Below are 16320 nucleotides of genomic sequence, written 5' to 3'. Positions count from 1 at the left end.
CGCGGCAAGGCGGTCAATTTGGCCGACTCGCCAGTTTCGGGTCGTCGGGGCGCTCGAAGATAACCACATCGCCCTGTTGGAAGACCCGCGACCAGCCAAGCTGCTCAAGCGCGGCCAAGCCGTCCTCCGGATAGGGCGGGCCGACCGTGCACCCAGGCTCATAGCCGTCGCGCTCGTGCGTACCCACGTAGATATAGCGCACACGGTATTGCTCCAGCAAGGCACGGGCCATCGGGCTGGTAGGGTCACGGTAGATGGTATTCACGTCTGCCTGCCGCTGCCCGATCTCGGCGAGCTCCTCCGGCCGTCCGCTGCGCCACTGGTACTCGTGGAAGTGCCAGCCGATCACCGTCGGGAGCCCCGTAGCCATCGATACTCGGTCATGCGGTAGCCCGGCCGCAACGCCGTAGGAGCAGCCCGGAGCCTCGAGTACCACGTCACCGGGCCGTGCATTCGCCGCCAGCCATGCGATCGCGGCTCCCTCAGCGGGCGACGTCGTGTCGATGTAGGCCAGACCGTCAATGCCTCGCCAGTCGCCGAAACCGTCGGTCCAGCGGTACGCGGACAGTGGCGGGTACAGTGCCGCGCCGAGCATGACGAGCGCCAGCAATGCGCCCGCAGCCCTGGTAGGCGCGCGGCCGAGGGCGTCGCGCAGGCGAGGCATGGCGAGGACGATCGCGGCGGCACCCGCAACCGCGAGGATCGCCCAGACCTGGAAGTACACCTTGAAGACGGTGTTCATCCGGTCGCCGAAGGCATCCTGCAGGAACGCGACTTCGGGTACGAGCACCAGTGCCCAACCAAACGCGAGGAGCGCCCCCGTCGCGCGCATCGTGGGCTCGGCCGGCGCCCGGCGCAGGAGCAGCAACAGGAGCGCCAGCGGAATCCCGATGAGCCAGAGCGCCGCGAAGCGTGCCAGGGTTCCGACCACCATGGCGACGGGCACGGCCGCCAGGAGCAGACCGCTCACAGGACGCCGCGACTGTGGGGTGAGGATCCAGAGGGCGGCGATCAGGAGCGCGGTAATCCCGAGGAAGAGGCCATAGATCGTTAGGAGCGCCGTCGCTGCGCTGCGTGGCCAGATGACGATTCCGACGGTTCGCACGAGCCGCCCGACGACGGGAAGGTCGGCGATCCAGGCAGGGATCGCATCCACGCTGGTCCCGATAGCGGGGGTGTAGCCGAGCGCGAACGGCAGCGCGGTGAGGAGCGCCGCGCCGACGAGGACGGCGAGCGCCACGAGTGCGGGGCGGAGCTGGCACCGGCCCGCCCCTAGGAGCAGCCCCCCGCACGTGAGCGCCAGGGCGGTTGGGAGATCCCAGGAGTTGATGGCGTAGAGTGCTCCGGCGACGATCCCGCTCGCCGCCAACGGGAAGAGGAGCGGTCGCAGTCCTCCACGAGCTCCTCCGCTCGCGCACAGGGAAAACAGCCCGACGGCGAGTCCGATCGTGGCGATGAAGAGTGGATAGGCCAGGACGTGCGGGTGGAGATCTCCCAGGACGAAGGAGAAAGCGGGAAACTCGTTGATCGTCGGTCGGGGCCCGCTGGACCCCGGCACGCCCTGGTCAACGATGACGCGCGATGCCTGCCATCCGACCCCGCTCCACCAGCCGGCGTCCAGCGTCGCTCGCGGGTTTCGAAGGAAGCGAAGCGGCGTCTCCAGGTTGCCGATGCCGACGAGCAGGAGCGCACCGAGGATCCCGCCCAGCCAGGCGGTGCCACGACCACCCGTGGCTTTGCCGAGGCGCGCAGCGCGAACGAGGTTGGCCGCGGTGCCGGCGGCGGCGACAGTGGCGTAGGCGAAGGTGGTCGCGAGGCTAAGAGTGAAGGCGACCCCAGGACCCGAGCCTGACAGCCGAGCGAGTGCCGCCATCAAGACATATCCCAGGTAGTAGTAGTTGATCGGCTGGCCGGCGAACCACGGGTCAGGCGGCGGCATGTCGGTCGCGCGGATGGCGCTGGCCAGCATCGCCATGTCCATTGGCTTTTCAGTGTAGGCCGCGTCGGGGTTGAAGCCGCGGAACACGACATAACCCAGGAATAGTACGAGTGTCGACGTGGGCCAGAGCAGCACGGTGCCGATGTTTCGCCTAAGGTAGGGGAGGATTTCTCCCCGGCGAATCTCCCATGCCCAGAGGGCAGCGCCGACCGCCAGCGGGATCGCGACCAGGAGGGTGTTGGTGAAGCGCGCGATCCCGGCAGCCGCCAGCCACCACGGTCCGGCCACGGCAAAGAGGAGGCCCAACGGTCCCGCGAGGCTCAACCCGCGGTCGGGCAACGCCGGGCTTGCCCGAAAGACGATCGGGTAGAGCAGCGCGCTCAACACGAACGCGACCCCGTACCAGGCGAGGCCCTGGGTCAGGGCGTCGATCACGCTCATGACGCCCCCCGGGAGGCCAGCGGCGGGAGGCTGGGGACGGGGAGCACCTCGTAGATCCGGGTGTTCCCCGATTCGAACACGAGCCTGAGATCAGTGCCGAGCATCTGGTCGAACGCTGCCAATCCCTCGGGCGAGGCGTACGGCTCAGCCGGCTGCGTCGCCCCGGCGAAGGGCGCCTGGATGATCGTGTGGCGCTCCACGTCTCCGACGATGATGTAGCGTACGCCGTAGCGGTGCAGGAGCGCGCGCTTCTCGTTCACATCCGTGCTGGTGTAGATGCGCCGGACGTCGAGCAGTCGCTCGTCGATCTCCGGCCAGGGCCGCTGCTGGCGCTGGTGGCGATCCCAGCCGAGCACGTCCGGCAGGCCGGTGGCGGCCGCGATGCGGCTCCCGTTGCCGCGGTATGGCCCGATACTGGCTTCCAGGATCACCGGAAGGCCTTGAGTGTGTTCGCGGAGCCAGCGGATCGCGTCGTAGTCCCCGCTGAAGTCGATGGGCTGTCCCGCCGCGTTGAAGATCCACGACCCCCGCATCCAGGCCAGCCCGTCAAGTGTGGGTGTGGTGGGACTGCCCGGCATGTGTTCGGCGAGCCGGGTGCGGGTGGCGAATATGGGATAGGCGAGGCCGGCAAGGACGAGCACTACCGCTCCCGCGAGCGCCGCGCGAGCCACCAGAACCTGCACGGTGTGTTCTACCCCTCGCTGCGGCCGACCGCGGGCCTTGGGGTGGGCGATCAGGCCGATCGGGCTGGACACCGTCCCCGAAAGCACGGCCCGGATCAACCAAGCCATTGCGACTGTGGCGGCTAGCGCGTAGAGGGGCCAGCTCTCGAAGTAGAACTTGAAGACGGTGTTCATCCTGGCCCAATCCGAGCCGCTCAGATCGTCGACGACGTAGACGAGATCCACCCCGAATCCGATGCCGACGGCGGCAGCTAAGGCGAGCGCTGCCATCCCCGCGCCCGGGCGATCGCGCAGCCGGACCCAGAGCGCCGCCGAGACCGCGAGCGCGGGAATCAACACCGCAGCGGTCGGCCGGACGGGGGCCAGACCTCCTGCCACGACAGCCAGGAGCGGCAGGACGGGCCGGATCGCCGTGAGGCTCCCGCAACTGACCAGAGGAACCCCGAACCCCATCACCGCCGCGCCGAAGAGTGAGATCGCGATCCCACCGATCGAGAGCCACCTGAGCGGTCCGAGCACGAGGACCACGATTGTGTACCCGGCCAGGGCAGCCACGACGGTCGTCAGTACGACGAACATGTCGACCGGGGCACTGTCATGCGCCGCCGCACGCACCGCGTAGTGCCGGACGGCGAAGGTCAGGCCCGCCAACGCCACGATCCCGAGGAACGGCCCGAAGTGGACCAGGTACTGGGGCAGCGCTGTCCCCTCCGTGGTACGGGCGACGCCGCTGACGAGGACGACAAAGCGGCTGAAGAATGGCTCGAACAACCAGCGAGCAACGATCACGAGAGCAGCGCACTGGAGTACGGCGAAGCCGACGGTCCGCCACGGACGCCGCTTGTTCCGGAGCGCGGCGGTCACGAGCACGGCGCCCGTGAACAGGACGGTCAGCGGGAGGTCCCAGGAGTTGATGACCGCGATCGATCCGCCGGTCAAGGCGGCCGCACCGCTCCAGAGCCACGGCCAGAATCCTCCGCGGGTATCTGGCGGACGCAGGAGCCAGGCATAGAGCAGCGCCAGCAGCAGGAGCATGACTGGTAGTGCCAGCAGGTGGGGGTGCACGTCGGCCCAGAGCAGGCTGAAGTACGGGAACTCGGTGATAGCGTAGTCGACGACCCGGCTGCTCTGCCAGTAGTCGACGCGCAGCGAACGGGTCGCCACGATCTGGCCCACCGCGTCGAGGTTGCCCATCGCGACCAGCAGCACGGTCCCCAATACGCCGCAGCTCACGATCGCGCGGGGGTGCTCCAGGCGCAGCGCGCGGCTGCAGAGCGCCGCGGAGAGGCTGAACGCAGCCGCGGTGACCAGACCCGCGAGCGTGGCGGCCGCCAACTGAAAGCCGATCTCAGGAGGTACGCCGGTCAGCTTCCACAGCAGGGCCATCAGGTAGAAGCCGTAGTAGTAGTAATTCATTACACCGCCGGCGAACCACGGGTCATACGGCGGGAAGGTGGCGCTCCGCCCGATGGCACTGATGTAGGCCATCTCCATCGGCTTTTCGCCGCCCCAGTAGGTGTGCCAGAGGTCTGGATTCAGGGAGCGGAGGAACAGAAAGAACCCGAACCCGACGAGGAAGGCCAATTCGCTGGCGATGATCACCGGCCGACGTCTGCGCACCTCGTACAGCAGGGGCGGCAGTTGCCCGCGGAGCCCACCCCAGGAGGCGAACGCGGTCAGGACGACCGCGACGATAATCCAGGGCAGCGTGAAGCGGCTCACGCCCAGGCTGGCGCCGATCCAGACGAGGTAGCCGACGGCGACGAGCCCGACGGTCCGCGCGAGACCCCAGCCCAGGTCGGGGAAGGCGCGGAGCAGGAGCAGCGTCGCCGGCAATGTCGCAAGGCCCAGAAGCGCGAGCGCGATGAGCCAGACGACGGTAGCGGCCACGCTGTTCCGCGTCAGTCTGGCGGACCACCCAAGGTCTTGCGCTGCCTGGCGCTGCCCGGGCGGCATGCCGTCCAGCAGGTAGGCATCCGGCCGCTCGCGAGTCGGCCACCAGGGCTGTGCCAGTGCCCAGGCGAAGCGATCGCGTAGCTCCTCGGTGGAGAGCCGCTCCACCTTCTTGTAGATGCGCACCTCGGGATGGTCATAGACGCGGAAGCTCTCGTCGGCAGCTTCGTCCACGATCGTCACGGGGCCGAGCCGCGGGTAATTGGTGCCATGGTAGACGAGCTGAAAACCGAGCTGACCGGTGTCGAGCAGGTGGTAGTACTGCTTGTAGACCGGGTAGCGCCAGGGCAGACGCGGGATCGAAGCGGAAAGCCGGTCGCTCGAGAGCACGATGTAGTCGGCCTGCGCCAGTTGATCGACAAGGTAGGCGAAGGCTGATTCGTTGTGCCGGTCAGCGTAGAGGTCGAGCGTCAGCGTGCGGTAGGTGTCCGGCGGTTGGCCCGTGACGGGGATGGGCAACGCGTCGTCCCAGTACTCGGCGGTGAGCGTCGCGCCGGGTGGGATGTTGCGGTAGATCCACTCCGATGCCGCGACGCGTGGGTGCGTCTGCGTGTAGATCGCCTCGAAGGCCAGTGCCCAGGCGGCGGTGCCGAGTACGACGAGACCGACCAGGCACCAGGTGACGGCCCGGCGCCATCGGTGGAGCTCGTGGCGCGAGGCGAGGTCCGTGAGCCAGGCAGCGGCGAGGATAACGAGTGCCGGGACGATCGGGGCCATATAGCGCAGGAACTTCGCCTCGGCGGTCGCCACGAGTGCGAAGTACGTCACGACCCAGGTGACCAGGAGGATGTCCCCCGGGGAACGGTGACGAAGCGTTCGACGAATCGCGGCGAGCGTGCCGGCGATGGCGGCGAGTCCGAGCAGCGGGCCAAGGCCCCAACGAACCAGATTGTCGATCTGGTACACGCCCCGCGTGGTGCCGACGAACTGGCGGGTGAAGGGCACGTCGAATCGGCCGCTAACGATCTCCCATTGGGTCAGCGCGTCCTCGATAAACGGGCCAGGGCGCCACAGCGCGTACGGCTCGAAGACCGCAAAGACCAGCAGCGCCGCCACCGCGGCAGCCCCGAGGCGGATCACACCCGAACGCTCGACAAACGGCCGGCGGGGGCGTCCTTCCGGTGCCAGGGCCGCGACGAGCACCGGGACCAGGAGCGTGACGACGCTGACCTTCGTCGCCAACCCCGCACCCACCGCGGCGCCGGCGACCATGGCCCAGCCAAGCCGGCGCGTCTCCCACAACCGTAACGCCGCGAACAGGGTCGCCACGGCGAAGAAGGTGATCCAGGTGTCGGTCGTGAAGAAGTGGGCCAGTTGGATCAGGATGACGCTGGTGGCGAGCAGGATGCCCGTGAGTGCGGCGACCGCTCGCCCGTAGACCCGGGCTGCGAACGCCATGGCGAGGAGCACCGTGGCGGTGTCGAGGAGTGCCGTTAGGGGACGACCTACGGCTGCGACGTTGCGATAGGCGTGGTAGTCAACGCCGGTCAGGTGCCCCGCAAACCACCCCACGATTGCCACGACGTAGAGGGGCAGGCTGCCGTACGCGAAGGACTGGGGCCTGCCGTCGGCGTCGTCGGCGCGAGGGTTCAGTGGGCTCCGGGCCGGGTCGAAGATGACTGAGAGGTCACCAGCCGAAGGGACGTGGATGCGGTCGCTCACCACGATCGCGATGAAGCGCTCGTCGGGGTGAAGGTACCAGCCATCATCCCAGTTGTGACCGAAAAGTCGCAGGCCCAGGGCGAGGGCGAGGATCGCGCCAACAGCGATATACCAACCGGCGCGGGGAGCGAGCACGTTCCTCATTGCTGCGAAATCATAACAGCGGGACCATACCAGGACAATCGGGCCGTTGACCCCCCATTGGCGGGAAGCCTATACTCGGGCGGCGGGTTGGGGTGGCATCACAACCCACATCCTCGACGATGGGAACTCGCTCATGCGCACACTCAAGGTGATCGTCGGCGGTGAAGGTAACGTCGGGAAGACCTCGCTGATCCGTAAGTATGCGCGGGGCAAGTTCAGCGAGGCCCGCAACATCACCCTGGGCATCGACATCACCACACAAGAGTTCACCATTGACGGCGAGACGGTCCGCCTGGCGATCTGGGACATTGAGGGCCAGGCCGGGAACCGGCCGAACTTCTACATTGGGGCCCAGGCCGGGATGCTGGTCTACGATGTGACCGAGCCCGCCTCGCTCCAGGCCTTGATCGAGTGGCATGCCCGCTGCGTCCGGTATGCGCCGGATGCGCCGCTGATCATCGTCGGCAACAAGATCGACCTCGGCCTCGTCTTCCCTCCGATGTGGGGCCGGGTGCTGGCGCGGCATCTCGGAACACCGCACGGGTTCCTCTCTGCCAAGACCGGCGAGAATGTGACGCAAGCGTTCACCCTCTTGGCGGAAGCGGCGTACCGCCACGCGCGCGCCGCACAGCGATAGGCTGCCATGGCCATCTCCGTCGTCTTCCTCGGCTCACCGGCATTCGCTGTCCCCTCGCTTCGAGCGCTGGCTTCGGATGCCCGGTTCACCATCCCGCTCGTCGTGACCCAGCCGGATCGTCCGGCGGGACGCGGCCGGCAGCCGCGCCCCCCGGCGGTTAAGGAGGCCGCCCTGGAGCTGGGTCTACCTGTCTTCCAGCCGGAGACGCTGCGCGACCCGGATGCGGTCGAGCAACTTGCGACCGTCGCGCCGGACGTGATGGTGGTCGTCGCGTATGGAGAAATCCTGCGCCAGGTGGTCCTCGACCTGGCACCCCACGGGTGCCTCAACGTGCACCCTTCGTTGCTTCCGCGGTATCGCGGTTCGTCGCCGGTGCAGGCGGCCATCCTGAACGGCGACGCGGAGACCGGGGTCTCGATCATCAAGCTCATCAGACACATGGATGCCGGCCCGATCGTTGCCCAGCGCCGCATCCCGCTCGACGGGACGGAGACCGCCGGAACCTTGTCAGAGCGCCTCGCCAACCTGGCGGCGGAGATGCTGCCGGACGTGGTAGCCGGCTGGGTCGCAGGGAAGCTGAACGCTGTGCCGCAGGACGACGAGGCCGCGACGTATACCCGTGAGCTCACGACGGCGGGCGCTCGGATCGACTGGCGCCAGGACGCTGCGGCGATCGAGCGTCTGGTGCGGGCGATGCAACCGTGGCCCAAAGCCTGGAGCTTTCTCGAGGGCCGCCGGCTGGCCATCCTCGCTTGCGACATATCCCAGGCGGTAAGCACCGAACCCCCCGGCACCATCAATCTCACAGCGCAGCCGCCTCGAGTTTCCACCGGTTCTACCGACCTCTTGCTCCTTCGGGTGCAGCCCGAAGGAAAGCGCGAGATGTCGGCGGAGGACTGGGCCCGTGGCGTACGGCTCCCTCGCGGTGCGCGGTTTGCGCCGGTGGAGGAGATGGGGGAGGGGAGCGGCCCTCAGGCGGGAGCGTGAGCGCGCATGGCGGATTCGGTCCGTGCCGCGTTGATCAACGAATATCGCCAGCGGCAGCGGGAACTCGCCCGCTCCGTCGTGGAGCGACCGCTCGCCACGCCCCCGCGCCTCATCGCCGCGGTCGACGTCCACCTGCGCGGAACACAGGGCGTCGCCGCAGCCGTCCTGTGCGCGTATCCCACGCTGGAAGAGCTGGCCCACTACGTCGCCTTGGGACAGGTCCCCTTTCCGTACATTCCAGGTCTGCTGTCCTACCGCGAGGCGCCGCTGTGCCTTGAGGCCATTAGGGGACTGCCTGAGTCACCCGATCTGATCCTGGTCGATGGGCAGGGACGTGCACATCCACGCCGGGCCGGGATTGCCTGCCACCTCGGTGTTGAGCTGGGTCTGCCCACCATCGGCGTGGCGAAGTCGATCCTGGTCGGCCGCCATGAGCCGCTTGGGGATGAACGGGGGAGTGTGGCGCCACTCGTCGCGGACGACGAGGTGATCGGCATGGCCGTCCGCACGCGCGCCGGCGTCACACCGGTCTACGTCTCGGTCGGCCACCTCGTCACGCTGGAGGACGCGGTCGAATGGACGCTGCGCACGACGACCCGCTACCGCCTCCCTGAGCCGTCGCGCCGGGCGCACCGCCTGGCGCAGGATGCCGCTCGCGCGCTTCCATCCAACGATTCCCGAGACTGACGGCGCCACCGACCTTCGTGGTCTATCCCGGTGTAAGCGACATCCTCACCCTCCGGCTCTGCGCCAGGTCAGAATACCGACGATTCTCAGCGTGCGAGTTGCATGTCATCGGATGACGGGGATACGTCGCCCGCCAATACCCGCAACAAGTTCGACTTACCCGCGCCGGTCGGACCGATCACACCCAGAGCCTCACCTGCGGTGGACATAATCAGCTCCATCGGTGTTGTGTGATCACATCGCTGGCCGCCAGGGTCGAGTCCCGCGGGAAATCAGGCATGCCGTCGATCCTCATGCGCTGGGATCATCAAGCGAGGTGGAGGGACGCGCTCAGGCACTGGCACCGGGGACCTAGGAATTCAGGATGGGTCTAGCGTGGAACTCTGGATATCTCGACCGTCGTCCGTTGCGCCGCGTGTCCCTGGCGAACGACGCGCTCTGCGGGCAACCTATACCAACGGTGGCTCACGGGTTCCGGCCGACAACGGACAGGGATCCGCGGACGGCACAAGGGATGGTCGCTCAGTGCTCGCGGACACCTGAACGCGCTCCTGGCACCTGCACGAAGCCACGATCCCACTTACACCCGGCGCGAAGCCGGCGGGATGGGCGGAGATGTCGGCGCCGAGGCGGAGCAATCATCGTTGCGGATAAGCGCACTTATCCGCATGTGCTCGTGGGCGCAGGTTCAGTGTGATTGTGTCGAACTCCCCGGCCCCGACGGCACGGACGTCAGTGATCGGCAGGCGATTGACACCGCACGTCCCCAGCACACGGATCGAGGCGATGATGTCAGGAGCGACCGTGGCGAACAAATGCCGGGCTGGGTTTCCACCTGCCGCAGGAAAACCGCGGGTGCACGAGTCGCGTCGCCGAGTCCCGAGTACGTTTGACCGGTCCAGTACGCGAGCATCCGCCGGCTCGCGTCGTCCCAGCACAAGACGTTTCCCGCCACCTGGCCGTCGACCAAGATCCTTCGAGCACGTGCCGTGTCGCCCTGCGGGACCTTTGACCAGTCCACGCAGTCGTCCTACCAGTCCCGCGCGCGGAAGCCTGCCATCGTCGACCGGATGAATTCGTGCAGTTGTTGGACTTCGCGCCGCTGCGGTTCGTCCAGCCGCTACCTGTCAGTGTACAGTGCGCACAACGGCAGAGCGCTGGGTCGCGCTGCGGCGCGCTTGGGGGAAGGACGGGCGGTGGAGCGCTTTCTGAAGTGGCTGTTGCCCGCCCTGATCGTCGTCGAGATCGTCCTGGTCCGGGGCGGTGTGCTTTCACTCGGGCAGGCGGTGGCGATCGTGGTCGCCATCGAGGGCGGGATCGCGCTGATCGCCGCGCGGCAGGCGATCGTCGCCGTGCGACGCTTCCGCGCCGGGCGGCGCGACGGAGTCGATCCGTGGACCGCCGCTGAGGACGCGCTGACCGTCGTTTTCCCGCGGGTGATGGCGCGATTCATCGTCATGGAGCCACGCGTCTGGATCTGCCTCATCCGCTGGGTCACGCGGCGCTACCATTACGGTCCGGACGACTTCCCGTATCACGCCGGCTCCATCCTCGGCATCTTTCTCGTGGTCATTCTGTTCACCACGCCGGTCGAGATCATCCTCTTCGAGTTGTTGATCCCCTGGGCCTGGCTCCGCTGGATATTGCTGATCCTGGCCATCTACGCGGTGGTCTGGGCATTCGGCCTGTACGCCTCGCTGGTGGTCCTCCCCCACCGCCTGGAACCTGAGGGGTTGCGTGTCCGCTATGGCGTCCTGAACGAAGCGGTGATTCCATACGACCGGATCGTCGGTCTCGAGGAGGAGCAGCGCAAGACACCTGACGGTCGCGAGGGTCTGATTTTCCCCGAAGGCGAAACGGGGGTGGCCTTTCTCAGCATCGGCGGCCGCACGCATCTGAGGATCGAGGTAGACGAGCCCGTGCGTTTCCGAACGTTCACAGGTCCCTCGCGGCCGATCAACGTCTTGTCTGTCGCGGCGAACCACCCGGATCGGCTCGGTGCCGCGCTGCGCGAACGCCTCCCGTCCCGCCGCCGCGACGACCCCGACCCCAGCGAGCGCCGGGCAGCGTGAAAGGACGCTATACTAGGCAAGCATGTGCCGATTGGTCGGTATCGGTGGAGAGCGGGCAGGACGCCGCTCGGTGCGCCCTTGCCCCCACCGGGCACGGGTGATGCGCGGCGGCCAGTGGTAAGGAGAGTACGCGGCGATGGCGATGTCAGTGAAACGGAAAGTTCGCGGTGGTGTGGCGCTGATCAAAGCCCTCGAGGCGCACGGCGTCCGCACCACCTTCGGTATCCCCGGCGTGCACACCCTCGACGCATACGACGCCCTCTACGACAGCGATCATATCGCCACGATTCTCCCGCGCCACGAGCAGGGTGCTGGGTACATGGCCGACGGGGCCTATCGTGCCACCGGCAAGCCGGGAGTGGCCCTCATCGTCACCGGTCCCGGTGTCACCAACGTGGTGACCGCCGCGGGTGAGGCGTTCGCCGACAGCTCGCGGGTCGTCGTCATCGCCACCAATCTGGAGCGCAAGTACCTCGACTCGCTGGAGGGCAACCTCCACGAGATGAAGGACCAAATGGGCGTGATGCGCCCGGTGACGAAGTGGGCGCACCGGGTCATGTCGGCGAAGGAAATCCCGAGCGCCGTCGCTGAGGCATTCCGGCAGGTGCAGTCCGGGCGCGGCCGACCGGTGTACCTCGAAATCCCGATCGACGTCATGGCTGAGGAGGTCGAGATCGACGAGCTGCCGGTTGGCGAGGGTGAGCGCACCGCTCCCGACCCGGCGCAGGTCGCCGAGGCAGCCGACCTGATCGCCGCCGCGAATCGGGTCTTCATCTTCGCCGGAGGTGGCTGCGACGACGAGGAGGTCTCTCCCCTCCTCCGCGAGCTGGCGCACGAGCTGGGCGCGCCGGTGTGCACCTCGCTCATGGGCAAGGGTGCGATCCCGGAGGACGACGACTACGCCGTCGGCGCCTTCGGCTACCGCTGGTCACCGAACAGCCCAATCGTGCCGCTCATGAAAGGCTCCGACCTTACCATCGCCATCGGCACCGGCCTTGGAGTCCGCACGACGGCGCAGGGCACGATGCCGCTCCCGACGCCGCTGATCCACATCGACATCGACCCGCATGAGATCGGACGGCGCTACCCAACCGCCGTGGGCATCGTGGCCGATGCGGCGCTCACACTGAAGGCGCTGCTCGAAGCGGTGCGCGCCGGGAAACGGCCGAAGGGGCGCTGGTCGACCGAGGAGGTCCGGGCCGCACGGGAGGCCAACTTCCAGCCGGCGGACGAGCGCGCCGAGCGTTATGTCGCTTACCTGCGGGCGCTGCGCGAGGCGACACCGCGCGATGCCATCGTCACCTGCGACATGACGATGATGTGCTACGAGGCGGTGCGCTACTTCCCCGTCTACGAGCCGCGGACCTTCACCTTCCCGCGCGGGTTTGGGACGCTGGGGTCGTCGCTGCCGACGGCGTTGGGTGCGAAGATCGCCCGGCCCGACCGCAAGGTGGTGTCGCTGAACGGCGACGGCGGCTTCCAGTTCACGATGCAGGAGCTGGGTGCGGCCGCGCACCACCGAATTCCGGTCACGATCGTGATCTTCAACGACAGCACCCATACGGCGGTCAAGGTGGCCCAGCGTGAGTCCTACCCTGGCCGCTACATCGACGTCGATCTCGTGAACCCTGACTATGTCAAGCTCGCAGGGGCCTACGGGATCGCGGCGATGCGCGCCGAGTCCCCGGCCGCGCTGAGTGAGGCGCTGGCGTCCGCGCTCCAGCGAGACGAACCGGTGTTGATCGACGTGCCGATCAAGCTGGAGCAGTACTAGGCCGCCTCACGCGGCGCCGATCCCGTTTCGATCGAGGCTCCGCGCGCGAGACCTAGCGACGTCTGCCCCCGCCGACCCGCTCAGGATCGGCGGGGGCTCCGGTATAATCCTGGCGTGTTCAGCCGCGTGGGCCCGTTCCGGGCCGCATTGCCCAGATAGGGGTACTCGTGACAACCAGTCCCCAGACGACGGAGGTAGTGGAGACCACACCGGCGCCGGGTGCGCGACGACCGCAGGTCTTCAACTGGCTACTCCTGTTGATCGTCTTCGTCGGCGGCATCTGCAGCATCGGCATCGAGCTGACCGCCTCACGGCTTCTCGGCCCCTACTTCGGCGACTCGACGATCATCTGGGCCAACCTCATCGGGCTGACGATGCTGTATCTCTCGATCGGGTACTACTTCGGGGGCCGGGTCGCCGACCGGTGGCCGAGCGCGACCCTGCTCTTCGCCATCACCGCCGTGGCCGGCTTCGCGACGGGATTGATCCCCTTAATGTCGCGCCCGATCCTCGAGCGCTCGCTCGTCGCCTTTCAGGATCTCGCGGTCGGCGCATTCTACGGCTCTTTGCTCGGGGTCATCCTCTTGTTCGCGGTGCCGGTTACCCTGCTCGGCTTCGTATCGCCCTTTGCTATTCGCCTGCGCCTCTTGAGCGTCACCTCCGCAGGGAACACCGCCGGGTCACTCTACGCGCTCTCGACGGTCGGAAGCATCATCGGGAGCTTCCTGCCGGTGCTCCTCCTGATCCCGTGGGTCGGAACCTACAAGACCTTCTACACCTTCTCCCTGATCCTGATCGGCACATCGGTCATCGGGCTGTTACTCCTGCGGGCGCGCGTCATAGCGCTCGGAGCCATCCTGTTGGCCGGAATCGTCCTGGCTGTCGCCGCGCTCTGGGAGACGAGCGCGATTCGTCCGCCGGAGTACGGCGAGATCGTGCATGAGGAGGAGTCCCAGTACAACTACATCCAGGTCGTCCGGGACGGCAGCGCACATTACCTGTCACTGAACGAGGGCCACGCGATCCATTCGATCTACGACCCGGAGCGCCCCCTGACCGGTGGACCATGGGACTACTTCATGGTCGCCCCCTACTTCAACCCAGACACCAGTCCCAGCGATGTGCGCAGCATGGCCTTGATCGGCCTGGCGGCCGGCACCGTGCCGAAGCAGTTTACGGCCGCCTATGGGCCGATTCCGATCGACGGGGTGGAGCTCGACCCGGAGATCGTCAAGGTCGGCCGCGAGTACTTCGACATGAACGAGCCGAACCTGAACGTGATCGTCCAGGATGGACGCTATTTCCTGGCTACCACCGATCGCCAGTACGACGTGATCGGCATCGACGCCTACCACCAGCCCTACATCCCATTCCACCTGACCACCCGGGAGTTCTTCCAGGAAGTGCGTGACCATCTCACGCCCAATGGCGTCGCGGTCGTCAATGCCGGCCGCACGGCTACCGACTTCCGGCTGGTCGACGTGATCGCCTCGACCATGAAGTCGGTCTACCCGAACGTCTACATCATCGACGTGGGGCGCTTCGCGAACAGCATGGTGATCGGCACCAACCAGCCCACCGACATCGCCAACTTCGCCGAGAACATCGAGCGCCTGCCGCCAGGCTTGATCCGGGACGTGGGCGAGATGAGCTTGAAAACGGGGAATATCCGCGAGTGGACCTCGACGGACCCGAAGCTTGTCTTCACCGACGACTGGGCACCGGTGGAGCGGGTGGTAGATCTGATGATCATTGACACGGCGACGGGGCGCTAACGGTGGGGGTTGAAACGCAGACATTGCCGGTCTTCCGGTTCAAGTGCTTCGACCCGGCTATGGTACGGCACGGCATCACCGGGCGAACGTCCAACCTTCCAGCCGAGGGGACGGTGACGAACCGGCCCGGACTCGACCCAGCGATCGTCACGGCGAACCGTGCCGCCTGGTCCGCCGCCATCGGCGTGGACGCCGCATGTTGGACCTATGGGCGGCAGGTGCACGGCGCCGAGGTCGCGCTCGTCTCGCGCAACGGCCTCGGGCCTGATGCGGGAGACGAAACTTTTCTGCCGGGCACGTGGATTCAGGGGCGGGACGCGTTCGTTACCGCCGAACCTGGAGTCCCGGTGGTCGCCTTCTGCGCCGACTGCGTGCCGATCTTGCTGCACGATCCGAAGCGGGGTGCCGTGGCGGCCATCCACGCCGGGTGGCGCGGCACGGTGGCCGACGTAGTCGGCGCGACGATCCGGACGATGCAGGAACGACTCGGCTGCGACCCTCGCGACCTGATTGCGGGGCTGGGACCGTCGATCGGACCCTGCTGCTACGAGGTGGGCGACGAAGTCATCGAGGCGTGGCGCGCGACCGAGCTCGATCCCGATGGCCTGGCGGTCCGACGCGACGGATGTCGCACCATCTTCGACCTGTGGCGCGCCAACTGGACCGCGCTCGTCGCGGCAGGAGTTCCGGCCGATCAGATCGAGGTGGCCGGGGTTTGCACTCGCTGCAACGCGGACCGGTTCTTCTCCCACCGTTCCCGCCGCGTGACGGGCGCGCCGCCTGCGAGCTTCGCCGCAGTGATCGCGCTCGTGCCGCAGTGAACTAAGCAAGGAGCAGGGAGCCAATGGTGATTGGAGGAACCGACGCGGCGGTTGTCTCCGAGAAGTTGGCGAGGGTGCAGGAACGCGTGCGCGCCGCCGCTGAGCGTGCGGGACGCGACCCGGCCGGCATCCGCATCGTCGGCGTGACCAAGACGCTTCCGCCCGACGCGAGCGCCGCCGTCGAGGCAGCCTGGGCCGCGGGGCTGCGCGACTTCGGTGAGAACCGAGTCCAGGACGCGGCCAAGAAAGTGACCAGCCTCTTCGCGTCGGTCCTGGACTCGGGCGCGACACTGCATCTGATCGGCCACTTGCAGACGAACAAGGCGCGAGACGCCGTTCGCCTCTTCTCACTGATCCACTCGGTCGATCGCCCCGGACTGGTCGACGCCCTGCAGCGCCGCGCCGAGCGGGAGGGGAAGCGCCAGGATATCCTGCTCCAGGTCAACGTCGCACGAGAGGAGCAGAAGCACGGCTGCGCGCCGGAGGATGCGGAGGCGCTGCTCCGTCACGCCGCGGCGCAACCCAACCTTCACGTGCTCGGGCTGATGACCATCGCCCCGCTCGTGGACGACCCTGAGGAGACGCGCCCTGTCTTCGCGGCGTTGCGCACGCTCCGCGACCAGCTCCAGGAGGCAACCGGCATCGTGCTGCCGGAGCTCTCCATGGGCATGACCAACGACTACGAGGTGGCCATCGAGGAGGGCGCGACCATCATCCGGGTCGGCCGAGCGATCTTTGGTTAGTG

General features: G+C 67.3%; 11 protein-coding genes. 8 read left to right on the top strand and 3 right to left on the bottom strand.

All coding sequences use genetic code 11. The annotated features are described in order from the left end of the window. Window positions 1-13: 13 nt before the first annotated feature. Window positions 14-2380 carry a DUF2298 domain-containing protein gene (locus IRZ30_RS00350; RefSeq protein ID WP_294081745.1) on the bottom strand — a complete coding sequence of 789 codons (2367 nt, stop codon included), beginning with the start codon at window positions 2378-2380 and terminating at the stop codon, window positions 14-16. Further along, window positions 2377-6813, bottom strand: coding sequence for a DUF2298 domain-containing protein (locus tag IRZ30_RS00345; RefSeq protein WP_294081743.1), 4437 nt, complete (start codon window positions 6811-6813; stop codon window positions 2377-2379). Before IRZ30_RS00345 ends, IRZ30_RS00350 begins: the two co-directional genes overlap by 4 nt. A 55-nt stretch (window positions 6814-6868) precedes the next feature. Here IRZ30_RS00345 and IRZ30_RS00340 point away from each other — a divergent pair, with 55 nt between their 5' ends. From IRZ30_RS00340 to nfi, 3 genes are read left to right on the top strand one after another with little or no spacing between them, the layout of a single operon-like run. Next, window positions 6869-7459 (top strand): Rab family GTPase, encoded by a 591-nt coding sequence (locus IRZ30_RS00340; RefSeq protein WP_294081741.1) that lies wholly within the window; start codon window positions 6869-6871, stop codon window positions 7457-7459. A 6-nt stretch (window positions 7460-7465) separates the two neighbouring features. Next, window positions 7466-8446 (top strand): methionyl-tRNA formyltransferase, encoded by a 981-nt coding sequence (gene fmt / locus IRZ30_RS00335; protein WP_294081739.1) that lies wholly within the window; start codon window positions 7466-7468, stop codon window positions 8444-8446. 6 nt (window positions 8447-8452) lie between these two features. Beyond that, window positions 8453-9133 (top strand): deoxyribonuclease V, encoded by a 681-nt coding sequence (gene nfi / locus IRZ30_RS00330; protein WP_294081737.1) that lies wholly within the window; start codon window positions 8453-8455, stop codon window positions 9131-9133. Between the two features lie 86 nt (window positions 9134-9219). On the opposite strand, the gene IRZ30_RS17130 is transcribed toward nfi, so the two are convergent. Continuing rightward, window positions 9220-9342 (bottom strand): ATP-binding cassette domain-containing protein, encoded by a 123-nt coding sequence (locus IRZ30_RS17130; RefSeq protein WP_366945297.1) that lies wholly within the window; start codon window positions 9340-9342, stop codon window positions 9220-9222. A gap of 987 nt (window positions 9343-10329) precedes the next feature. Here IRZ30_RS17130 and IRZ30_RS00325 point away from each other — a divergent pair. The 5 genes from IRZ30_RS00325 to IRZ30_RS00305 all read left to right on the top strand — a co-directional run bounded on the left by IRZ30_RS00325 (window position 10330) and on the right by IRZ30_RS00305 (window position 16318). Next, complete coding sequence (locus IRZ30_RS00325; RefSeq protein WP_294081735.1) at window positions 10330-11205, top strand: hypothetical protein; 876 nt, start codon at window positions 10330-10332, stop codon at window positions 11203-11205. Window positions 11206-11341: 136 nt separating this feature from the next. Then, window positions 11342-12979, top strand: a complete 1638-nt coding sequence (locus IRZ30_RS00320; protein WP_294081734.1) for a thiamine pyrophosphate-binding protein — start codon at window positions 11342-11344, stop codon at window positions 12977-12979. 167 nt (window positions 12980-13146) lie between these two features. Beyond that, complete coding sequence (locus IRZ30_RS00315; protein ID WP_294081732.1) at window positions 13147-14754, top strand: spermidine synthase; 1608 nt, start codon at window positions 13147-13149, stop codon at window positions 14752-14754. Between the two features lie 2 nt (window positions 14755-14756). Beyond that, a complete protein-coding gene (gene pgeF / locus IRZ30_RS00310; RefSeq protein ID WP_294081730.1) occupies window positions 14757-15575 on the top strand; it encodes a peptidoglycan editing factor PgeF in 819 nt (272 codons plus the stop codon). 23 nt (window positions 15576-15598) lie between these two features. Continuing rightward, window positions 15599-16318: a YggS family pyridoxal phosphate-dependent enzyme gene (locus IRZ30_RS00305; RefSeq protein ID WP_294081728.1), complete on the top strand. Its 720-nt coding sequence runs from the start codon at window positions 15599-15601 to the stop codon at window positions 16316-16318. Window positions 16319-16320 lie beyond the last annotated feature (2 nt).

This window comes from Sphaerobacter sp., assembly GCF_019683595.1.
In the GTDB taxonomy this organism is placed as follows: domain Bacteria; phylum Chloroflexota; class Chloroflexia; order Thermomicrobiales; family Thermomicrobiaceae; genus Sphaerobacter.
The sequence above is the reverse complement of the archived record's forward strand: the minus strand, read 5'-3'. Positions and strand labels throughout refer to the sequence as shown.